The sequence below is a fragment of the Neobacillus sp. OS1-2 genome, from assembly GCF_030915505.1.
Lineage (GTDB): Bacteria > Bacillota > Bacilli > Bacillales > Cytobacillaceae > Neobacillus.
The window spans coordinates 2115112-2137041 of sequence record NZ_CP133265.1; the positions used below are offsets into that span (position 1 = coordinate 2115112).

Consider the following 21930-nt stretch of genomic DNA (forward strand, 5'->3'; position numbering starts at 1 on the left):
AATAATTGATTGGATTTCCTAAATCGTGTATAATCCACACCTTGAGCAAAAAAAGCCGCGAAAAGTTGCGGCTTTTTAATTATTATGCTTGGTATATTGCGATTGGCATGATTTCAATTGCAGGACCTTTTAATTCGAATGAATCTTCTGTTATTTCCTCGGTATCGAAGGTAATATCGTCTTGGCTCATGTTTGGGATAAATTTGATTAATTGTTCCTTTTTGAATTTCATTTTTCCAGGTAGAAGTTTAACTAAATCAATTTTTTGATGTGGTTTGTAAATCTTTCTAATTTTACCCAATATCGTGAATTCTCCTTCTAACTCGTAACGATCTTCTAAAAAGTGTTCAGTGTCTAAAGAAGTGATAAATTTGAAGTTTCCATCTACAAAAGGATTAATGATCATCGTTACTTTTTTTAATTTAAAAATAGAAGTTGCGAATTCAATTTTTTGCATATCTTCTTTGGATGTTTCGGCTGAAAAGAAAGGTTTAAATTTGTCAGTGAAATCAATCATACTAGACATAACAAGCTCTGCTGGAGATTGTTTAAACTCCCCATCAACCTCTACGAACTCACCTGTGCGAAGTTGGTTCCATATCTCCTCGTCAAAACCAGCCAATTTTTGAATTTTGTCGCCCTCTTCAAGAAGAGTATATAAATCTTTAAAAAGTGATGATGTAGATCGAACTACTTTACCTTCTCTTTCGGTGGTATTTTCAGATTGCCTTTGATATTTTGCAACCACTTTGCCAAGGTTTCCTTCAAGACCTTTTTCATTAGACTTTCCTTGAGTAGCAACTACATTGTACTCAGGCAAAAGATCGTTAATCAACATGCTTAGAAACTGCTCGGTCTTATTTTTATTACACCAATAAATATCAGGTAAAAAATCCATTTTCGACACCTCCATACATTATAGATAGATAACTTCTACACATAACGCTAAGATTCCTTTAATTTTGTCAAAATTCGTACGTCAGTTCTATTCTCTATTGCGTTAGTTGCAATATTAGTATAGGACAAACTCTTCTCCATAGATTGCGTTGAGGTGATCATTGACTAATTTGTTTTTAAACAATGTGAAAAGTTTTAAAACCCTCTTGCTCGGATAGAGATCAAATTTCTTTTCACAACCAACCCGTAAAAAAGAACAACGAAGTCTACGGTTTCATTGGGACAATTTAAGCAATGCAAGCTGAATACGGAAAAAACACGCCTTGGGTAATAAGCTAAGGCGTGTTTTTTCTATAATGCATGGTGTCAATAACTTTCCGAAAAACGCTATAGCCTATGATATAATATATTATGGTTAGCTGTAGATAACGAGGTGATGCTAAATGGAGTTAAGCGAAGCAATTAAAAAAGTGCGTTTGAAATTGTGTTTGTCTCAAGAGGGGCTTGCCCGTGAGCTTCATGTTGGATTTACATCTGTGAACCGATGGGAGAACAATCATACAAAGCCGAATCAAATAGCCCGTTATGCTTTAATAGAGCTTTGTAAGAATAGAAACATTAGTCCTGAACTGATTGAGTTGCTCATAAAAACAAAGTAGGTTTTGCATAGTTTTAAAAAAGGGCTTTGGATTACTATTTTATAGTATGAGGAGATTTAGGTATGAAATCTGAAAAGCAAATAGAGGTAGAGTTTATTGAAAAGCTTCAAGATTTAAAATACACATATCGGGAAGACATTCGTGATAAGGCGACGCTTGAAGCTAATTTCAAAGAACATTTTGAAAGACTGAATCGTGTAAAGTTAAGCGATTCTGAATTTGCACGCCTCAGAGATAGCATTATCACTGCAGATGTGTTCACTGCTGCAAGAACTTTACGAGAAATCAACACCTTCAAGCGTGATGATGACACGCCGCTTCAATACACCCTTGTTAATATTAAAAACTGGTGTAAAAATGAATTTGAAGTGATAAACCAACTACGCATAAATACAGATAACAGCAACCATCGTTATGATGTTATTATCCTCATTAATGGTGTTCCTGTTGTTCAGGTTGAGCTGAAGTCACTGCAAATCACACCTAAAAAAGCAATGGAGCAAATTGTAGAATATAAAAACGACCACGGTAATGGTTATACAAACTCGCTGCTTTGCTTTATGCAGCTTTTTATTGTGAGCAATGAGAGTAACACATATTATTTTGCCAACAATCACAAGGACCACTTTTGTTTTAATGCAGACGAGCGCTTTTTGCCAATTTATCAGATGGCAGATGAGGACAATAAGAAAATTACCCATCTTCATGATTTTTCTGATAACTTTTTGCCCAAATGCACTCTCGGGCAATTAATAAGCCGTTACATGGTACTTGTGGTAAGTGAGCAGAAATTGATGATTATGCGTCCTTATCAGATTTATGCTGTTAAGGCAATAATGGACTGTATCGATCAGAATCGTGGCAACGGATATATATGGCATACTACCGGAAGTGGAAAAACACTTACATCGTTTAAAACATCAACACTTTTGAAGGACAATCCTGAAATTGAGAAGTGTTTATTCGTCGTTGACAGAAAAGACCTAGATAGACAAACTCGATTGGAGTTTAATAAATTTCAAGAAGGCTGCGTTGAAGAGAATACCAACACAGAAAGTTTAGTTAAACGGCTTACTTCGGATGATTATCGTGACAAAGTTATTGTTACTACAATTCAGAAGCTTGGGCTCGCTCTTAATGAAGATAGCAAGCGTAACCAAGAGAAAAAGAAAAGGGGCGAACCTACCTACAAAGACCGCTTGGCACAGCTCACCGATAAACGTATTGTCATTATTTTTGACGAATGCCATCGCTCACAGTTTGGCGATAATCATGAAGCAATTAAAAACTTTTTCCCGAAAGCACAGCTTTTCGGCTTTACCGGAACACCAATATTTGAAGAAAATGCAACATATAAGCAAATTGATGGAACGGTTGGTTCTTATATCACAACAAAAGATGTTTTCGAAAAAGAACTTCATGCCTATACGATAACTAATGCCATTGATGACGGCAATGTGCTTCGCTTTCACATCGATTATTTTAAGCCGGAAGATGTCAAAAAAGCAGCAAAAGCCTCTGACACTGTAAGTAAAAAAGCGATTGTCGAAGCAATACTATCAAAACACGATGCCGCTACTAATGGTAGACGATACAATGCGATTTTTGCCACAGCTTCTATCAACGATGCAATAGAATACTTTGAGATATTCAAGTCGTTACAAGAGGAACGCAAAAAGAATGAGGGCGAAAGCTTTAAGCCGCTAAATATTGCCTGTGTTTTCTCTCCACCGGCTGAAGGAAACAAAGATGTAAAGCAGTTACAAGAAGACCTACAGCAAGAAAAAGCCGATAACGAACAAGAGCCCGATAAGAAAAAGGCGGCACTTAAAAGCATCATTGATGACTATAACTTGCAGTACCGCACAAATCACAGCATAAACGAATTCGATTTATACTATCAAGATGTGCAAAAACGCATTAAAGACCAAAAGTACCCAAATTCCGACTATCCACAGGTAAACAAAATTGATATCACTATTGTAGTGGATATGCTTTTAACAGGATTCGATTCAAAGTATCTAAACACCTTGTACGTTGATAAAAACTTAAAGCAACATGGCTTAATTCAAGCATTTTCAAGAACAAACCGTGTTTTGAACGACACAAAGCCTTACGGAAATATTCTTGACTTTAGAGGGCAAGAAAAAGATGTAGATGAAGCAATTGCACTGTTTTCTGGAAAAGAAAACAGTAGTAGGGCAAAAGAAATTTGGCTTGTTGACCCCGCTCCTGTTGTGGTTGAAAAGCTGGATAAAGCAGTTGCCGATCTTGAGAAATTTATGGAATCACAAGGGTTAGAATGTAAGCCAGAGCAAGTAAGCAACCTTAAGGGCGACGCCGCACGAGGTGAATTTATCAATAAATTTAAGGAAGTGCAGCGCCTTAAAACACAGCTTGACCAATATACAGATATCAAAGAAGAACAAGCGGCAAAAATTGAAGAACTGTTGCCGGAAGACACTTTGCGTGCGTTCCGTGGTGTCTATATCGAAACTGCCCAAATGTTAAAAGCACAGCAGGGCAAAGATATTAGGGATAAAGATCCGGTGATTGAACAGCTCGATTTTGAGTTCGTTCTATTTTCCTCTGCCATTATTGATTATGACTACATTATGTCTCTAATTTCGAGATATACACAACCCGATGTGCCTAAAAAAGAAAAAATGAGCCGTAAGCAGCTTATTAGTTTACTTTGTTCCAATTCAAATATGATGGAAGAACGTGAAGATATTATTGCTTATATCAGCTCATTGGAATCTGGAAAAGGGTTGGATGAAAAGGAAATAAAAGCTGGATACCAAAAATTCAAGGAAGAAAAAGCAACAAAAGAAATGGAATTAATTGCAAACAAACACGGTGTTGAACCTGCATCGTTGCAAGCCTTTATAGATGAAATTATAGGGCGCATGATTTTTGACGGTGAAAAACTAAGCGATTTGTTAGAGCCGCTAGAGCTTGGCTGGAGAGACAGGACAAAAAAAGAACTAGAATTGATGGATAATTTAATCCCACTGCTTAAAAAGCTTGCAGGTGGACGTGTGATTGTGGGGCTGAATGCTTATGAATAAGAATAAAAAAACGGCATTAGTGCCGAAATTGAGGTTTAAAGAATACGAAAGTGCAAAACCGTGGAAGGTGATAAGTTTAATTGATACTGTTGATAAAAATGTTAAATGGAGTTTTACCGGTGGTCCATTTGGTTCTAATTTGAAATCATCAGACTATAAAAATGAGGGTATAAGAGTTATTCAACTCCAAAACATTGGAGACGGTGAATTTGTTAATGATTATAAAATATTTACATCTAAAGAAAAAGCCGATGAACTTATAGGTTGTAATATTTACCCCTATGAAATTATTATGTCAAAAATGGGGGATCCTGTAGGTCGCGCTTGTATTATTCCAAATTTTCATTCTCGCTACTTAATGTGTTCAGATGGTATTCGATTAGTTATTGATGAAAGATGTTATAGTAAATATTTTATATATTCATTAATAAATTCAAAGTTTTTTCGCAAAAAAATCGAAAGTCATTCAACTGGTTCAACAAGAAAGCGTATTGGTCTTGAAGTTTTAAAAAACCTTCAAATTGCTGTTCCTGAAAAGGGAGAACAACAAAAAATAGCCGATTGCCTTTCTTCTCTTGATGACTTGATTGATGCAGAAGATAAAAAGCTTGAGGCGCTCAAAGCGCACAAAAAAGGCTTAATGCAAAAGTTGTTTTCTGCTGAGGGCAAAACTCTGCCCGAATGGAGATTTCCGGAGTTTAGGGATTGTGGAGAGTGGGAAGAAAACACCTTTAAATCTTTCATAAAGTTGTACAGAGGCAGTTCGCCACGTCCAATACAAAAGTATTTCACTAAAAACAGTGGTGTGAATTGGATAAAAATTGGCGATGCGAAAAATTCTGATGGATATAAAATTCGCAGTGTAGAAGAACAAATCACGCATGAAGGTGCTCAGAAATCACGATTTGTAACAAGTGGAGAACTTATTCTTGCTAACTCTATGAGTTATGGTAAAACATATGAGATTGAAATATCAGGTTGCATTTATGATGGTTGGTTTGTTTTGAGAGAGTATGAAGAACATTTCAATAAAAAATTTTTATTGCAACAACTAAATTCAGATAATCTTCAAAAGCAATATTCATCGCTTTCTGCTGGTGGAGTTGTTCAAAATATTAGCAGTGATATTGTTTATTCAACGATTTTGAAACGTCCCCAGTTGGAGGAACAACAAAAAATTGCTGAATTTCTATCATCTATTGATGATTTGATAACTGCACAAGCAGATAAAATTGAAGCTCTACAGGCACATAAAAAAGGCTTGATGCAAGGGCTATTCCCTTCTATTCAGGAGGTGGGTGAATGAGTTATAATGTTCCTTCTAAAATAGAAAAAGAAACCTTTAAGGCAATGATTCTTAAGAAATTGAACAATGATAAATTCAACCACTACAAAAAAATGTTTAACGATTATTACAAATGCCCCAGAAATTCGGAAGAATATACCTTAAAAGAAAACTTATCAGATGACTTACTTGCAAAATTGGACTTTGTACTTAAAAGGATCGGATATAATCAATTTGATGCAATTACAGATGTTGCCGAATATTTTAGGATGCTGTTAGATGAAAAGAAATACATTGTACTGTTTGCATATAACGGTACAGGTAAGACGAGGCTTTCCGTAGAGTTTAAATCATTGGGTCAACAGTTAGTTGGTGATACCGAAGAAAAAACAGCTGATACTTTATACTATAACGCATTCACCGAAGATCTTTTTTATTGGGATAATGATTTAGATAATGATACCGAACGCTTATTAAAGTTTAATAGCAACTCCAGGTTTTTTTCGGGGCTTGAAGATTTAGAAATGGAAAGTAGAATTCGTCCTTTGCTTCATAGATATGCTGATTTTGATTTCAAAATCACTTATGAGAAGTCGGAAATTAGCTTTTCAAGAGAGGTTCTAATTTCTGGCACTACTCAGAGGATTCATAATATAAAAATATCCCGTGGAGAAGAAAATATCTTTGTTTGGTGCTTCTTTCTTGCTATTGTTCAGTTGGTTGTGGATAAAGCAGAAGCGTATAATTGGGTAAAGTATATCTATGTTGATGACCCTATTTCTTCTTTGGATGACAATAATGTTATTGCCGTTGCAAGTCATTTGGCACAATTAATGAGTGATAATGATGTTAAAGTAATTGTTTCATCACATCATACATTGTTTTTTAATGTTTTGTGTAATGAAATTAATAGGGCAGAACAATTATTTTTACAAATAAACGCTAAGAGTGGTACCTATATACTTAAAGACACGACAAAAACACCTTTCTTTCATCATGTTGCATTATTAAAAGAGTTGAAAAAAGCGTCTGATTCAGGTCAACTATATACGTATCACTTTAATATTCTTAGAAATATATTAGAAAAGACAGCATCTTTTCATGGTTTTGCACACTTCTCTTCTTGTATAAGAAAGGGAGCGGACGAGGATGAACCTGTCTATACAAGACTAGTAAATCTATTGAGCCATGGTAACTATTCTTTATTTGACCCGAAAGAAATGGTTGAAGAAAACAAAGAACACTTTAAAAACATACTAAATAATTTTCTAGATGATTATAATTTTAATAAAAAACTATTTGAAGTCGGTCGAGTTCAGGAGGAGCAAGAATGAATGATACACAACAAAAACAGTTAGGTACAACCCTATGGGGTATCGCCGATAAACTGCGTGGTGCTATGAATGCGGATGACTTCCGGGATTATATGTTGTCCTTTCTCTTCTTGCGCTATCTTTCAGATAACTATGAGGAAGCTGTAAAAAAAGAGCTTGGAAGCGATTATTTACAATGTGAAGAAGAAATAAATAAAATCACCGTTGCAGCTAATCAAGATGATGCTATTAACGCATTGAAAGAACAGATAACAGATTATTTTAATAAACAGCAATTGGATAGCAAGGAAAAAAACACAGTAATTGAAGAACATGAGGTGTTGTTGGAAAGCAAAAAGTTGACCCCTCTTGTTGTTTGGTATATCAACAATTTAGATCACGTGGCTACGTTTGAAAAGCAAATGCGCCGTAAGGTTCATTTTGTAATTAAGCCACACTATCTCTGGAGTAATATATATGAATTGGCTCGCACACAAAATAAGTATCTTTTGAAAAACTTGCAAGCAGGCTTCAAGTTTATAGAAAACGAATCCTTTGATAGCACGTTTCGCGGATTATTCTCTGAGGTTAACCTCGACTCTGATAAACTTGGAAAGAATTATGAATTACGCAATACAACGCTGTGCTCAATAATAACTGCTATTGCAGAAGGATTATCGGAGTTCCCCAATGAAAGTGACATTTTGGGTGATGCGTATGAATACTTAATAGGGCAATTTGCGGCGGGCTCAGGTAAAAAAGCAGGAGAGTTTTATACGCCCCAGCAAATTTCAACCATCCTTTCTCGAATAGTCACATTTGATAGCCAAGACCCAAGCACAGGCAAAAAGAAGCAACTCAAAAACGTACTTGACTTTGCGTGCGGTTCCGGCTCGCTTCTAATTAATGTTAGAAAGCAGCTTGGTGTTAATAGTATTGGTCAGATATACGGACAGGAAAAGAATATCACAACTTACAACCTTGCTCGGATGAATATGCTTCTGCATGGCCTTAAAGATTCTGAGTTTAAAATATTTCACGGAGATTCTCTGCTAAATGATTGGGACATTCTTAATGAAATGAACCCAGCAAAAAAGTTGGAATGTGATGCAGTAGTAGCCAATCCACCTTTCAGTTATCGTTGGGAACCTAATGATACTCTGGCAGAGGATTTCCGCTTTAAAAGCTACGGCCTTGCACCAAAATCAGCAGCCGACTTTGCATTTTTACTTCATGGGTTTCACTTTTTAAGTGATGAGGGAACAATGGCAATCATCTTGCCTCATGGTGTTCTGTTCCGTGGTGGAGCAGAGGAGAAAATCAGAACAAAGCTACTCAAGGATGGGAATATTGACACGATTATTGGTTTGCCGGCTAACCTGTTTTTTTCAACAGGTATTCCAGTTTGTATTCTTGTGCTTAAAAAGTGCAAAAAATTTGATGACGTGCTGTTTATCAACGCAAGTGAGTACTACGACAGAGGTAAACGGCAAAATGTCCTATTGCCAGAGCATATCGACAAAATAGTTGACACATATCAATATCGAAAAGAAGATGACAAAAAATACTCTCGCCGTGTATCTATGAAAGAAATTGAAAAGAATGATTTCAACTTAAACATTTCAAGATATGTTAGCACTGCTGCGGAAGAAGTAATTGTTGACCTTGCAGATGTAAAAAAGAGTTTGGATACAATAGAAGATACTATTAGCAAGGCTAAGGCTAAGCACAACCAATTTTTAAAAGAGCTTGGTTTGCCTGAGTTGCAATAAATCAAGAATGTTGCGTCAGGTATATCTGAAAGCCGTTTAATAAATTTGATATTATTATGGACTAATAAAAATGATAGCTATTCTCTTCATTTTATGTTGGCAATCATTTACAAAAAGGATTTAATCTGTGCCATCATTGCAGAGGACAGCTTTGGGCAGGGTTTTTGGCTTGGCGTCGAATTAATAAGTGAAATATATTACACTAAAGGCGGCATATCCGATGAAGATGTGAATATGCCGCCTTTGCTATGAGAAAAGGTATGGAAACTTTATAAAAAATTCATTATTATCTCTTTTGGTGTTTAGAGGGTGGACGTTCCTCCATGAAGATCATCATCCTTCGTCTAAATTTTTCTCTGAAGGATATTCTCTATTCTCTTTAAATAAAATTTTCGGCGGTCTCATGAAATGGTGGGCACCATGGACTGAGTGTGTAAAGAATTATTACACACTTTAAACGCATCTCACGACACCGTCATTCAATATCAATATTTTCCGAAACTCGCCTAATAAATTCCTCTCCGCTGATTTCTCCCTGTTAGTATACCGGCCGTACCTTAGATGTTATCTCTGTCCAAGCTTTAAATTGTTTCGCGGTTAGTTTGTTGGTAAAACAATCACTTACCTATAGTCCAAGAGGTGATATCTGGAATAAATACGGTTATAAATCCACTGGAATTCTTGTAAAAAATTTATCATTCTCCACAGACTGGTTGAACTTCTTTTTAGCTTCGATCCTCTAAAAGTCGTGTTATTTTATAATTTCCCCACAAAACGGAACCTGCTAATTATTCAGTGTCTCTTCTTTATATTGTGCACTGGCATGGATGGAGTCTATAAGGTGTCAGTCCCGAGCCATGAATGCAGTAGTAATGGTTAGCTTAACGCAAGTGTGTCTACGGCGAAGTGGAATCTTGAAGGAATCTGGCTGCAAAACTCCGGTCTAATACCACGAACTATATATAAGGCTAGGTATCACGGGGTGAGCCTGCAATTCAAGGTGTAGGCTTTACTGTGAAGATGTTGTTTCTCACTTTTTTGTATTAAATATTTTTGTAAGGTCATGTCTGTTTCCAACTTTTTTTATTTTCTGTTGTTTATTTGTCGATTGCAATTAATGAAAAAAACACATTAAACGATTCCAATTATTTTTTACCTATACAAAAAGTTATCCCCCCGCCACTTTCCTCTTCCCTAAGCTAAAAAGTCGGTACCTACTGTTAAATAGTTGGTATCCAGAGCGGAAGGAAGAGTGAGGAAAAAAGAGCAGGCGAACAATATGTACTCAATCATTTTTCAATCGTAAAATCAATTATATTTCAGGCTGGATCCAATAGTGGTCCAGTCTTTTTGTTTTGTCCAATATATCCTCAATCCCTTGTCCAGTTAGGGGTTCAGTTGTTTCCCAATCACTAAATCCGTAGGATTTCCAATCTCTTTTCAGTGTGTTTACCAACAGTAAAACCATCCCAAAATGGCTTCGTTTTCCGTCTTTTCTCCTGATACTTCTCTCCATTCAGGTACGAACTTAATAACATTGTCCGAATATTCGATACAACCCGAGAAGGAAAAATGAGGGCGAAAATGGGGGTTTTGGGGAAGAACTAAGTTCCATTGCATAACGGGGTGAAAGGGGCGTAGAGTCAAGAGGGAGTAGGGGTTGAGGGGGATTTGGCGAGGGAAGAAGAAAGTTACAGGGGTATATAGTAGAAGAAAGAAAAATGAAGAGAAAAGAAAAAAGTCGTTTTTCTCAATTACTGAATCAATAAAAGAAAAATCTCAAAATGTCTTGGTGTCTCCATCAAAAATTAAGGTTCCTTATATAAAATAAGCGTTCCCTAAATAAAATTAATGTTCCCAATCCGAAGGTTTTTCCGGTACTTTTCCCGGTAGACCTTCGGTTTTTTTGTGTGAAATTCGGTGGGGTTCCAATCGTAATCTAATCCCATTTTCAATCAAAATTCAATCCGAATCCAATCGTTTTTTCAATTCTGTATTTCTCCAATCCTTTTTCCAGTAAGGGTTCAGGCTACCTTCGGTACAGTTCCTTTTGGGTTTCACACAGAATAGAAATCCTATCCTTTTCAGTGTTTTTCCTCACTTTTTAGAATCATATGGTCCCTCCACATCTACTTCGTATCCATCTATTCTGGAACGTAACTTTTTTATAAAAATCATTGCAAAATCGGTACAATTTCATGCGAAAATCGGCAAGAAGGCGGGAACGTAATTATTCTATAACAGAAAATAGAAGGGGAAGTAAAGGGGGCGTGAACCCTTGGGGGAGAAGGAATTGAGGGGAGTGAGAAGGGGGAGGAGCGTGGGAAAGTTAATTTTCGATGGGGACATAGTAGATGGGCAAAGGATAGGAATAAAGGTTAGAAAGGGAATTTAGTATAATAAATAGTGAAATGGTATGGGAAGATAAAATAGGATGTGAATAAGGATGCTTTCTCTTGAAGAATTCATTTCAAAAAGAAAAAAAGAAGATCGTATTAATGAATTTGATATTGAGTCAAAGGCTCAAAATATGCAAACGTGTATGAACTATATATTTGAGTATTTCAATCAATACCTTGATGAATCTAAAATGGATGAAAAAACAGTGTTAAACGAAGAGCGTCTTGAAAAGTATAAAAGCTCCCTTCGACAATATGAATCTGAGATTCAGGAATGGTTAGTAGGAATTTATGATGAGTATGACAAACAGCTGAATCGTTCCATTGTTAGTTACCTTAAAAAAGATGATTTGTTTTATCTATACAACACTGAGCCAGAGTTTCGCAGTGTTTCTTATGATTGTTACGCTCAACTCATAAAGAAAAATCATTTTCTGAAAGAGCAGACGGAAATGCTTTTCCTTTTCATCAAAGACCATCATCGTATTCAAAGCAATCCAAAAATGGATTTTGAAAATATCTATATATCAGAGGAAGTAGAAGAGTGGATTAAAAAGACGTGGGACAAATACCAAGTAAATTTGCTGACTTTTGCTTCAAATTATGTGTCTTGCTTTTTTAACAATGAGGAAACTTGGGATGTAAAGCATAGAATCCGAAGCAAAGATAGTTGGCGAAAATATGAATACGACTATAAACAAAAAAGTAATTTATTCAATATTAATTCATTACATAGAAGAATTTCTAAAAAACCATTTATCAGAGGAAAAAAACAATTTCTTGAAATCTTATTAATGTATTGTTGGCTTCATGAGATTGATGGCGATGAAGATTACTGGCAGGAATATATAAATAAGGTCTTACCTTCATAGTGAGGAAAAAGTGAGTGAGTCTGTATTATAGGTGTCTTCCTATTAAATCCACTTCCCTATGCTAAATGTAGTACACACTGCTAAATAGTGTGTTTGCAAACAGCAAAGGGAACGGGACGTGTAGTGGGTAGTCTTATAGGCTGGATTTAATATTGATCCAGTCCTTTTATTTACTCAATATATTCGCATTCCTTGTCTTTTTTATTGGACAAAAAGATTTTTTGTAATCTTAATACACCACACCAAAATGCTCACAACCATGGCAGGTATCTTTATCAAACCGATGTTCAACCGCAACTTTTTCACCGCAGAATTGGCACTTTCGATATTGTCTTTTTCTTGTATTAATTGTTTTCATTAGCAACTCAAGGATTATCTCTTGCTGTTGCTCTTTGTTTAGTGACTGCAAGGTCTCCCATGATAACGAATGTTTTTTATATACTCCTGGAACTGGGGATGGCATATATCCGCCCCATTGAGTAGCCTCATATCCAAATTCCATGCCGTCGACTGTTGTCCGTAAATAGACCTCTGGTTCATCTGCAAATCCTTCTAACTTAAAATAAAATGGATAATCCATTAATAATGTTTCTTTTTCATTTAATGAATATTTTCCATATAGTGAGTTAATCCATTCACGTGCTATTACCTTCAGTGGCTTCATATGGGTCAATCCTCTTTAATTGATTTATTTATTGAAATTATAGCATCTGGAGACAAACAAAGCATTATGGGTAATTTATCACTATACTCTACTACTCCCTTCCTCTTCCCCATGCTAAAAAAGTCGGTACCCAATGCCCTATAGTTGGTATCCAAACAGCAAAGGAAGCAGGAAGAGCGGAGGGCAGTCTATTATGTACTCAATCGTTATTCAATGGGTTTTTTCAATCTAAAATCAATCAAAATTCGAGGCTGGGTCCATTAGTAATCCAGTTTAGTGCGTTTCCTAACTGAAATGCAATTCATACTTGATATGTTTCTCGTCTTTTCTTCTGATTCCTTCCAAAGATTCAAACAGTTGGTTGTTATAATAGACATAGGAAATATTTCGTCACTGTAGGTAAAAGCAAACTTAGGTATTGAATTAACAGAAAACGAACGGGGGAGCCGAAAATGGATTATTCTCAAATATATAACTTTATTGCCTCTGAAGGAGGCGTAACCAATATAGATAAAAAGTACATATTGTATTATGACGAAACTAATAATCCTCGTACTTTTAGATTGACAGATGCTGGGTTTAACGTTAATGAACACGAGTTCTTTATTCTAGGTGGAATTGGTTTTGAATCTGATAATGCGGCTTCTGACGATGATATTGATGAACTATTTTCTAAATTTCAATTACAGGGAAATGCAACTGAAGTTAAATTTAAGCACATTCGTCAAAACGCACAAGACTTTTTATCTTTGTTATCAAAATCGAGAGTAACTACACTTATTGATTGGCTTCTCGAAAAACAATACTCAATCCATTATTCTTATGTTGATAATTTTTATTACACAATCGTTGATATAGTGGATTCAATGGAGGAGTCGTGGTTCGGTGGGCCAGGTTTAAATAGAGAACTGAAAGATCGCTTTTATTCATTGATTAAGGAATACCAAGATTGGTTTATTAGTTTGCTAATTGAAGTAGATTATCCCAACATCAAAAATCATAAAAAGTTTGTTGGGGAAATTGTTGATTGGATATGGACTGTAAACATTGGTGATGATTTTCATCTTGAATATTTACGGCAATCACTAAAAAACTATAGAAACCGACAGCTAGTATTTCTGGAAGATAATGAAGATAAGGTTGCAATAAGTGATTATTCAACTTTTTATGCTAACTTAATAGTTACTTTTCCAAAGGCAAACCATATTTTTGATCACGAGTTGTATGTCGAAGAACTATTGAATGCTAATCCAATAGAGTTATCAGGACATAAAGTCATAAACTATAAATTTGTAGATTCAAAAGATGAACGCTTAGTGCAAATATCTGATTTGATTGTAGGTGTTTTGCGTTATTGGATGGCTTTTTTGGAATCTGTTAATATACAAGATTTAAGTGAAATATTAAATGGGCTTTCAGAATTACAAAAAGTCAAAATGAAAAAATTTCAGGTTATTTTGCTTCATTCTCTTGATATAAGTACCGGATTTAAGCACAGCGTTAGTAGTAATGAGTTTGAATTAAAGGTTAGCTTCTTTTTAGAATATGATTTTTTATAAGTTCTAATAAAGATTATATCTCCCTGCTTTATAGTTGGTTTCCATGCTAAAAAGTCGGTACCTACTGCTAAATAGTTGGTATCCAAACTGCAAAGGAAGCGGGAAGAGCAGCGGGCAGTCTATTATGTAATCAATCGTTATTCAATCGGTTTTTTCAATAAAAAATCAATATCAATTCGGTGCGGATCCATTAGGACTTCGTCCCTTTTTTAATTCCTCAATAACTGTCCAATCCAAGAGGTAAAAGTGTCCCAAAGAGACATAGTAGACGGGTAAGGGACAGTAATGAGGGAAAATACTAAGTCTACTGAAAACAAATTGTAGAAATGTTAACAACCTGTGCAATACCTTAAAAAGCAAAGAAGATAATCGCTTAATAGATAGATTATCTTCTGCATACTACAAACAAAACGATAACTCTTTTATGAGACGAGTTTTAAACCCACAGCAGCACCCAATACCATACCTATGAAAATAAGCCTTTTCCAATCTTTTGATTCGCCATATAATATCATGCCTAAAATTGCTCCACCAGAAGCACCAATTCCTGTCCAAATTGCATAAGCTGTACCCATAGGAAGTGTTTCCATTGAATAAGCAAGAAATATAAAACTTGCTCCAAATCCAAGAATTAAAAGAACTAATGATTGCCAATTACGGTCTTTGTGCAATTTATTGATCATAGCAACACCAAACATTTCACACAGACCTGCTAAAATTAAAGAAATCCAAGCCATTAGACTTCATCCCCTTCCTGAACTTGGTCTTTTGTAACTAATTTCAAACCAACAACTCCAGCTAAAAGAACTAAAATTAAAAGTATTTTCTCCATTTTAAGAGGCTCATCAAAGAATAGGATTTCAGAAAAGACAGTTCCAGTTGTTCCTAACCCAACAAAAACTGCATACACAGTACCTACAGGCAGCTTTCTTCCTGCCATTATCATTAAATAAAAGCTGATGATGATAGCAATAATGCTAAATTTGGAGGTGTTGTACAAATGAACAAAGATTGGGTAAAAGTATTTATTGCTGCTTTTTTCGAAGTATTTTGGGTTATTGGATTAAAACATGCTGATAACTTTTGGACTTGGACTGGAACGTTTCCAAGAAAACAAAAAAAGCCTAAGAGAAAACTGTAAAAACAGTTTCTCCCAGGCTTTTGTCCTTCCGTGGCACAGCAAAGCTGTGAGTTTTCTCTCGGACCAGACCAACATTGACTGTTGCGGAACCCTAGAAAACATTCAACTTATGCAATTACCCTGTATTATACACAATTTTTAAATTTAGTCAAGGTCATGAAAAACCTCCATCTTTATTCAGCTTTTTTTACTCGAATTTTTTTCGTTATTTTTTATTGCAAATGCAACAAAGCCGAATTAAAATAAACTTAGGATTTTATTACATTTGCAATAAAAATAAATGTGTTAAGGAGTTCATAATGAAGGAAGTTCTTCGTGAAATTGGAATGATTGCAAGGGCATTAGATTCTATTAGTAATATAGAATTTAAAGAATTTGATCTCACAAAAAGGCAGTATTTGTACCTTGTACGAATCTGTGAAAACCCAGGTACCATTCAAGAAAAGTTAGTTGAGATGATAAAGGTAGATCGAACAACAGCATCACGTGCTATAAAAAAGCTAGAAATGAATGGCTTTATTGAAAAGAGAGATGACCCACATAATAAAAAAATTAAAAAACTATTTCCGACAGAGAAAGGGAAAAGTGTATATCCATCTATAAAAAGTGAAAATGATTATTCCAATACTGTGGCATTATCTGGATTTAGTGAAACAGAGACTGAAACCATTTTCAATCTTCTTCAAAGGGTAAGAAAGAACATTGAAAAAGACTGGGAATATGTAAAAAAGGGAAACAAAAGAAATTATTGAGAATGGAAAAGGAGAGACATTTCAAAATGACTATAAGGATGAAAAGGTGCACGTTCGAAGATTTACAAACACTTCAAAAAATCAGTATAGAAACATTCAATGCAACATTCGAGGATCAGAATTCTCCAGAAAATATGAAGTCCTATTTGAAAAAAGCATTTAACTTAAAACAATTAGAAAAAGAACTATCCAATCCTTTTTCGCAATTCTTTTTTGTGTATTTTAATAATGAAACTGCTGGATATTTAAAGCTCAATACGAATGATGCCCAATCTGAAGAAATGGGAAATGAATCACTTGAAATTGAGAGGATTTATATAAAGAACAAATTTCAAAAACATGGGATAGGTAAATATCTGCTAAATAAAGCTATGGAAATTGCGATGGAACTAAATAAAAGCAAAATTTGGCTAGGTGTATGGGAAAAAAATGAAAATGCTATCGGTTTTTATAAGAAAATGGGGTTTATTCAAACTGGAGCCCACTCTTTTTATATGGGTGATGAAGAACAAACGGACTTTGTAATGATAAGAACCCTTAAATAAACCATTGAAAGGTGGACTATCATGTATATCCCTAGGTATTTTAAAGTTACGGACTTTGATGAAATCCGAGAATTTATTCAGACGAACTCTTTTGGAACTATTGTAACGACAAAACAAGATAAACCTATAGCCTCTCATTTACCATTGGAATTGCATAAACAAGGAGAAGATTATTATATAACTGGACATATAGCTTATGCGAACCCTCAATGGAAAACGTTCGAATTTGAAAATCATAATGTCCTTGTTATGTATCAAGGTCCATATTCATACATTTCATCATCTTGGTATGAACAGGAAAATGTACCAACCTGGAATTATCAAGCTGTACATGTATATGGAACAGCTAGTATTATGAATGAACAAGAGTTAGAAGAAGACCTTAAATTATTATTGCAAAAATACGAAGGACAGCGTAAGAATCCAGTTTTATGGGAAAATCTATCACAAAAAACTAAAAAACAAATCAACGGTATTGTCGGATTTAAAATTAAAATACAAGAAGTTCAAGCTGCATATAAATTAAGCCAAAATCGAAATGAAGCAGATTACAATAACATCATTGACAAATTACAAAATGAACAAAATCCAAACTCGAATCAAATGGCAGAACTAATGAAAAAGAGATTAAAAAAAATAGCGAACAATGATTCAAGCCTAAGATGAAAGAATTAAAAAAAGGTACCGGGCTGTCGACTTGACACCCTTTCTTCAGTTTGTGATAGATACTTTAAGTAAATGGGATTTATCTGAACAAGGGTTAGGGTTATTAGCAACCCTTCTTATTTCTTTATTCTTTTTTCTATTATATGTCCCTGTTTCTTTCTTCTTCCCTAAGCTAAAAAGTCGGTACCTACTGTTAAATAGTTGGTATCCAGAGCGGAAGGAAGAGTGAGGAAAAAAGAGCAGGCGAACAATATGTACTCAATCATTTTTCAATCGTAAAATCAATTATATTTCAGGCTGGATCCAATAGTGGTCCAGTCTTTTTGTTTTGTCCAATATATCCTCAATCCCTTGTCCAGTTAGGGGTTCAGTTGTTTCCCAATCACTAAATCCGTAGGATTTCCAATCTCTTTTCAGTGTGTTTACCAACAGTAAAACCATCCCAAAATGGCTTCGTTTTCCGTCTTTTCTCCTGATACTTCTCTCCATTCAGGTACGAACTTAATAACATTGTCCGAATATTCGATACAACCCGAGAAGGAAAAATGAGGGCGAAAATGGGGGTTTTGGGGAAGAACTAAGTTCCATTGCATAACGGGGTGAAAGGGGCGTAGAGTCAAGAGGGAGTAGGGGTTGAGGGGGATTTGGCGAGGGAAGAAGAAAGTTACAGGGGTATAAAAGTGTTCAATGACAACAAAGTCGGGAACTGATTTGGAAAGTACTTTTCAACATTGATGTAATAAAATTTGATCAAGTAAGACTCAATCCAATTTTAGGGTTGGGTCTTTTTAGTGGGATTCAAATTCATGTCTCTTTCTAAATGAACACCCTTAAAAAACATTGTCCTTAAACAATAATGTATGTCCTTAAATAAAATGGTTTGGTCAAGACTGGAGGAAAATCAGTTGAATGGAAAGGGATGAGATAAGTAGGGTTACGGGTCTGCGTAAAATCTTGTGTAAGTAATATTCGACAATCTTCGCAAGGCGAAAAACAATAGGTATGAAAAAAATATAATCTGGCAATACTATACTTGCCTTTTACCATAAAACAGGATAGGGCAATGCAGAAGTGCAACCCGAGCGGTTTTATGGCTTTTACCCTAAAACGGACGGATCTATGCTGTCCGTTTTTTGTGTCCGTTTTAGGGAAAACAAATGCGATAAACTTCAGGGGTTTGGGGACAGAGTCCCCAATTATGATGTCTGGTTTAAAATCTCAAGCTGGCTCAAGATCATATCCCAATTACGATAACGCATTGTCCATTTTTTTGTTATATTTTGAGCTGCCAAGTAAAGCATTTTCCTTAAGCTATCATCATTAGGAAAAATAGACTTTGTTTTTGTTACTTTTCTAAATTGACGATGCAGCCCTTCTATAATATTCGTAGTATATATTATTTTCCTAATTTCTGGAGGATATGCAAAGAAGGTGGCCAGAATATCCCAATTTTCTTCCCATGACCTAACAGCAGAAGGATATTCCTTGCCCCATTTATCTTTAAATTCAATGAGTCTTTCTAAGGCTGTTTCTTCATTTATGGAAGTGTATACCTTTTTTAGATCTGCTACAAACTCTTTGATGTGTTTATAAGAAACATACCTGGTACTAGCACGAATCTGGTGGATGATACAGCGTTGAATGCCGGCAAAAGGATACACAGCTTGAATGGCCTCTCTAAACCCTGTAAGTCCATCTACACAGAAAAGATTAACCGTTTTTACACCTCTCGTTTTCAAATCGTTCAACACACCTAACCAAAACTTGCTACTTTCATTTCCTCCAACCCAGATCCCTAATATTTCTTTATATCCTTCATTGTTGATTCCTAAAACGACATAGGCTGCTTTCGATACAATTTGGTGATTATCCCGAATTTTATAATGAATGGCATCCATGAATATAAAAGGATAATAGGCTTCAAGCGGACGGCTTTGCCACTCATTTACTTGCGGAATAATTTTTTCGCTAATCTTACTAACTAGCTCAGAAGAAATCTCAATATTATAGAGATCCTTGACTTGTTCCTGAATATCTCTAGTGGACATGCCGTGAGCGTAAAGAGACAGTATCTTTTCTTCCAGACCGTCCACACTTCTTTGATATTTGTCCAAAATTTTGGGCTCGTACGAGCCATTTCTATCCCTAGGAACACTAACTTCAACTTCTCCAAATTGTGTCTTTAATTTCCGTTTTGTTGAGCCGTTTCGGTAATTGCTTGGTGCATCACCCCGGCGCTGATGTTTCTCATAACCTAGCTGATCTTCAATTTCACACTGCAGTACCTCGCCCATGATATCAGAAAACATTTCTTTGATCGTTTCCATGATTTGATTGGTACTCGTGAATTTTTCTTCCTTTACAATTTCTCTGATTAATTCTTTTGGTAACTTCATGTCGAAAAATCCTCCTTGGGAAAATTATTTTATCCTAATTTTCGCCAAGGAGGATTGATTTCAAACGTATTTACACAACTTTTTCCGCACCGTCAGGGTTACCATTTTTGTCTTTCATCTTAATCCTTAACTATTCTTTCATTTTCCTTAATTCTTGATTTATATTTTTCACCCCAATCCTTCATCTGGACAATAATAGGCTCTAACGTTTTTCCAAACTCAGTTAAAGAATATTCAACTTTGGGAGGAACTTCAGGAAAAACTTCTCTATTTACAATCCCATCATTCTCCAATTCACTTAATTGCAGGGATAACATTCTTTGTGTAATTCCAGGCATTAACCTACGTAATTCATTAAAGCGTTTTTTGCCATTAAGGAGATAATATAAAATAACCCCTTTCCATTTCCCACCAATAACATCTAATGTCGATTCTACGGGACAACCTTCTGGACACCCATACCCGCTTTTTCTATTCCGCATAAAGTATCTCTCCTAAATAATGGTGTAGTAACATTAAGTATACTATACAACATAAATGTGCCTTCTTACATAAGTTATGATTACTTCTTATAATTTAAAGGGAAGACAAATTTAATGGAGGGATAAAAATGAAAGCTATTGGATTGTTAAAATATTTACCGATTGAGAATAAAGAAAGCCTTTTAGATATTGAATTGGAAAAACCAACTCCTAAAGGGAAAGACCTACTTGTTAGAGTAAATGCAATCTCTATTAACCCAGTTGATGTTAAAGTCCGCTCACCAAAAGATAAGGTGGAAGACGAGCCTAAAATCCTTGGATGGGATGCCAGTGGAGTCGTAGTTGAAGTTGGTGAAGAATGTAAGTTATTTAAGCCTGGAGATGAAGTTTTCTATGCAGGAAGTATTACAAGACCTGGGACTTATTGTGAATATCATCTTGTTGACGAAAGAATTGTTGGAAGTAAACCTAAAATACTTACCTATGCGGAATCTTCTGCATTACCTTTAACATCAATTACAGCATGGGAAGCATTGTTTGAACGTTTAGAAATTAATACTAACAATATAGAGGTAAATAAATTGAATAATATCTTAATCATAGGCGGGGGAGGGGGTGTTGGTTCAATTGCAATCCAATTAGCAAAGTGGGCTGGTCTTAACGTTATAGCAACTGCCTCACGGATTGAAACAGAGAATTGGGTCAAGGATTTTGGTGCTGATTATGTCATAAATCATCATGAATCATTTAAGGAACAATTACAAAAGGTTGAAATAGAACACGTGGACTATATCCTTTGTTTAAATAACACCGACCAACATTGGGAAAGTATGGCGGATGTTATAAAACCTCAAGGGAAAATTTGCTCAATTGTAGAAAATGAAAATCCGCTTGACCTTAATGTACTAAAGAGTAAAAGTGTAACATTTGTTTGGGAATTTATGTTTACTCGTTCTATGTATCAAACTGAAGATATGATTAATCAACATCTCTTATTAAATAAAATCAGTGATTTAATAGATAATGGAATCATTAAGACTACAATGAATAAAAAACTATCTCCAATTAATGCTGAAAGTATAAGAAAAGCTCATAAACTGGTTGAAACTGGAGGAATGATTGGAAAAGTTGTAATCGAAAATTAAAATGTTTCCTTGGCTAGTCAAGTCGTTCCCTGGGTAAAAATAATCTTACCTTACCATGAAGCGGATACGGAATTAAGTATTGACATTCCGTAGGAATATCAGATAAATTGGATTCATCAATTATGGAATGAATGGTTCAAAAATGAGGCGTATCAAATGGATCTTAATGATGCACGCCTTTTGTTTAAGGGATTTCTATTTTTATCGGATTCACAGGAGATTGAGTTTCTTTATAAGAAGGTCAATTCTTTAAAGTTGTATTCCTTAGCAGCGCACCAAAGGGCACAATCCATTTTTAAGTGAATTGGGTCT

16 protein-coding genes, 2 pseudogenes and 1 riboswitch are annotated in these 21930 nt (G+C 35.3%); of the genes and pseudogenes, 12 read left to right on the top strand and 6 right to left on the bottom strand.

Annotation, left to right across the window (positions count from 1 at the left end; translation table 11 throughout):
- Positions 1-82: 82 nt before the first annotated feature.
- Positions 83-898 carry a DUF6414 family protein gene (locus tag RCG19_RS10480; RefSeq protein WP_308110719.1) on the bottom strand — a complete coding sequence of 272 codons (816 nt, stop codon included), beginning with the start codon at positions 896-898 and terminating at the stop codon, positions 83-85.
- A gap of 442 nt (positions 899-1340) precedes the next feature.
- On the opposite strand from RCG19_RS10480, the gene RCG19_RS10485 reads away from it, so the two are divergent.
- The 6 genes from RCG19_RS10485 (at position 1341) to RCG19_RS10510 (ending at position 12268) form a co-directional block, all read left to right on the top strand.
- Positions 1341-1556, top strand: a complete 216-nt coding sequence (locus tag RCG19_RS10485; RefSeq protein WP_308110720.1) for a helix-turn-helix domain-containing protein — start codon at positions 1341-1343, stop codon at positions 1554-1556.
- 62 nt (positions 1557-1618) lie between these two features.
- A complete protein-coding gene (locus tag RCG19_RS10490) occupies positions 1619-4627 on the top strand; it encodes a type I restriction endonuclease subunit R (protein ID WP_308110721.1) in 3009 nt (1002 codons plus the stop codon).
- Positions 4620-5933: a restriction endonuclease subunit S gene (locus tag RCG19_RS10495; protein WP_308110722.1), complete on the top strand. Its 1314-nt coding sequence runs from the start codon at positions 4620-4622 to the stop codon at positions 5931-5933. The genes RCG19_RS10490 and RCG19_RS10495 overlap by 8 nt, the downstream gene beginning before the upstream one ends.
- Positions 5930-7246 (top strand): AAA family ATPase, encoded by a 1317-nt coding sequence (locus tag RCG19_RS10500; protein WP_308110723.1) that lies wholly within the window; start codon positions 5930-5932, stop codon positions 7244-7246. The genes RCG19_RS10495 and RCG19_RS10500 overlap by 4 nt, the downstream gene beginning before the upstream one ends.
- On the top strand, positions 7243-8997 hold the full coding sequence (locus RCG19_RS10505; protein ID WP_308110724.1) for a type I restriction-modification system subunit M: 1755 nt from the start codon (positions 7243-7245) through the stop codon (positions 8995-8997). Before RCG19_RS10500 ends, RCG19_RS10505 begins: the two co-directional genes overlap by 4 nt.
- A 2446-nt stretch (positions 8998-11443) precedes the next feature.
- Entirely contained in the window at positions 11444-12268 is an 825-nt protein-coding gene (locus tag RCG19_RS10510; RefSeq protein ID WP_308110725.1) for a hypothetical protein, read from the top strand.
- Positions 12269-12497: 229 nt separating this feature from the next.
- Here the strand turns inward: RCG19_RS10510 and RCG19_RS10515 are convergent, their stop codons facing one another.
- The gene (locus RCG19_RS10515) at positions 12498-12932 is read right to left on the bottom strand and encodes a hypothetical protein (protein WP_308110727.1); all 435 of its coding nucleotides are present in this window, start codon (positions 12930-12932) and stop codon (positions 12498-12500) included.
- 452 nt (positions 12933-13384) lie between these two features.
- Between RCG19_RS10515 and RCG19_RS10520 the strand changes: the two genes are divergently transcribed.
- Positions 13385-14491, top strand: coding sequence for a DUF3800 domain-containing protein (locus tag RCG19_RS10520; protein ID WP_308110728.1), 1107 nt, complete (start codon positions 13385-13387; stop codon positions 14489-14491).
- A gap of 422 nt (positions 14492-14913) precedes the next feature.
- Here RCG19_RS10520 and RCG19_RS10525 read toward each other — a convergent pair whose 3' ends face one another.
- Together RCG19_RS10525 and RCG19_RS10530 are read right to left on the bottom strand one after the other, a co-directional pair.
- A complete protein-coding gene (locus tag RCG19_RS10525; protein WP_308110729.1) occupies positions 14914-15228 on the bottom strand; it encodes a DMT family transporter in 315 nt (104 codons plus the stop codon).
- Positions 15228-15470, bottom strand: a pseudogene (locus RCG19_RS10530) (multidrug efflux SMR transporter); the annotation flags it as partial. The gene RCG19_RS10525 and the pseudogene RCG19_RS10530, both read right to left, overlap by 1 nt.
- Before the next feature lie 21 nt (positions 15471-15491).
- On the opposite strand from RCG19_RS10530, the pseudogene RCG19_RS10535 reads away from it, so the two are divergent.
- The 4 genes and pseudogenes from RCG19_RS10535 to RCG19_RS10550 form a co-directional block, all read left to right on the top strand.
- A pseudogene (locus tag RCG19_RS10535) lies at positions 15492-15593 on the top strand (QacE family quaternary ammonium compound efflux SMR transporter); the annotation flags it as partial.
- A gap of 46 nt (positions 15594-15639) precedes the next feature.
- Positions 15640-15738: riboswitch (guanidine-I (ykkC/yxkD leader) on the bottom strand.
- A gap of 193 nt (positions 15739-15931) precedes the next feature.
- Complete coding sequence (locus tag RCG19_RS10540; RefSeq protein WP_308110730.1) at positions 15932-16384, top strand: MarR family winged helix-turn-helix transcriptional regulator; 453 nt, start codon at positions 15932-15934, stop codon at positions 16382-16384.
- A gap of 26 nt (positions 16385-16410) precedes the next feature.
- Positions 16411-16929 carry a spermidine/spermine N(1)-acetyltransferase gene (locus RCG19_RS10545; RefSeq protein ID WP_308110971.1) on the top strand — a complete coding sequence of 173 codons (519 nt, stop codon included), beginning with the start codon at positions 16411-16413 and terminating at the stop codon, positions 16927-16929.
- Between the two features lie 21 nt (positions 16930-16950).
- Complete coding sequence (locus RCG19_RS10550; RefSeq protein WP_308110731.1) at positions 16951-17595, top strand: FMN-binding negative transcriptional regulator; 645 nt, start codon at positions 16951-16953, stop codon at positions 17593-17595.
- Between the two features lie 1196 nt (positions 17596-18791).
- Here RCG19_RS10550 and RCG19_RS10555 read toward each other — a convergent pair.
- Both RCG19_RS10555 and RCG19_RS10560 read right to left on the bottom strand, forming a co-directional pair.
- Complete coding sequence (locus tag RCG19_RS10555) at positions 18792-19991, bottom strand: IS256 family transposase (protein WP_308109556.1); 1200 nt, start codon at positions 19989-19991, stop codon at positions 18792-18794.
- 119 nt (positions 19992-20110) lie between these two features.
- Positions 20111-20473 (bottom strand): winged helix-turn-helix transcriptional regulator, encoded by a 363-nt coding sequence (locus tag RCG19_RS10560; RefSeq protein WP_308110732.1) that lies wholly within the window; start codon positions 20471-20473, stop codon positions 20111-20113.
- A 128-nt stretch (positions 20474-20601) separates the two neighbouring features.
- Here RCG19_RS10560 and RCG19_RS10565 point away from each other — a divergent pair, with 128 nt between their 5' ends.
- Entirely contained in the window at positions 20602-21618 is a 1017-nt protein-coding gene (locus RCG19_RS10565; RefSeq protein ID WP_308110733.1) for a zinc-binding alcohol dehydrogenase family protein, read from the top strand.
- Positions 21619-21930 lie beyond the last annotated feature (312 nt).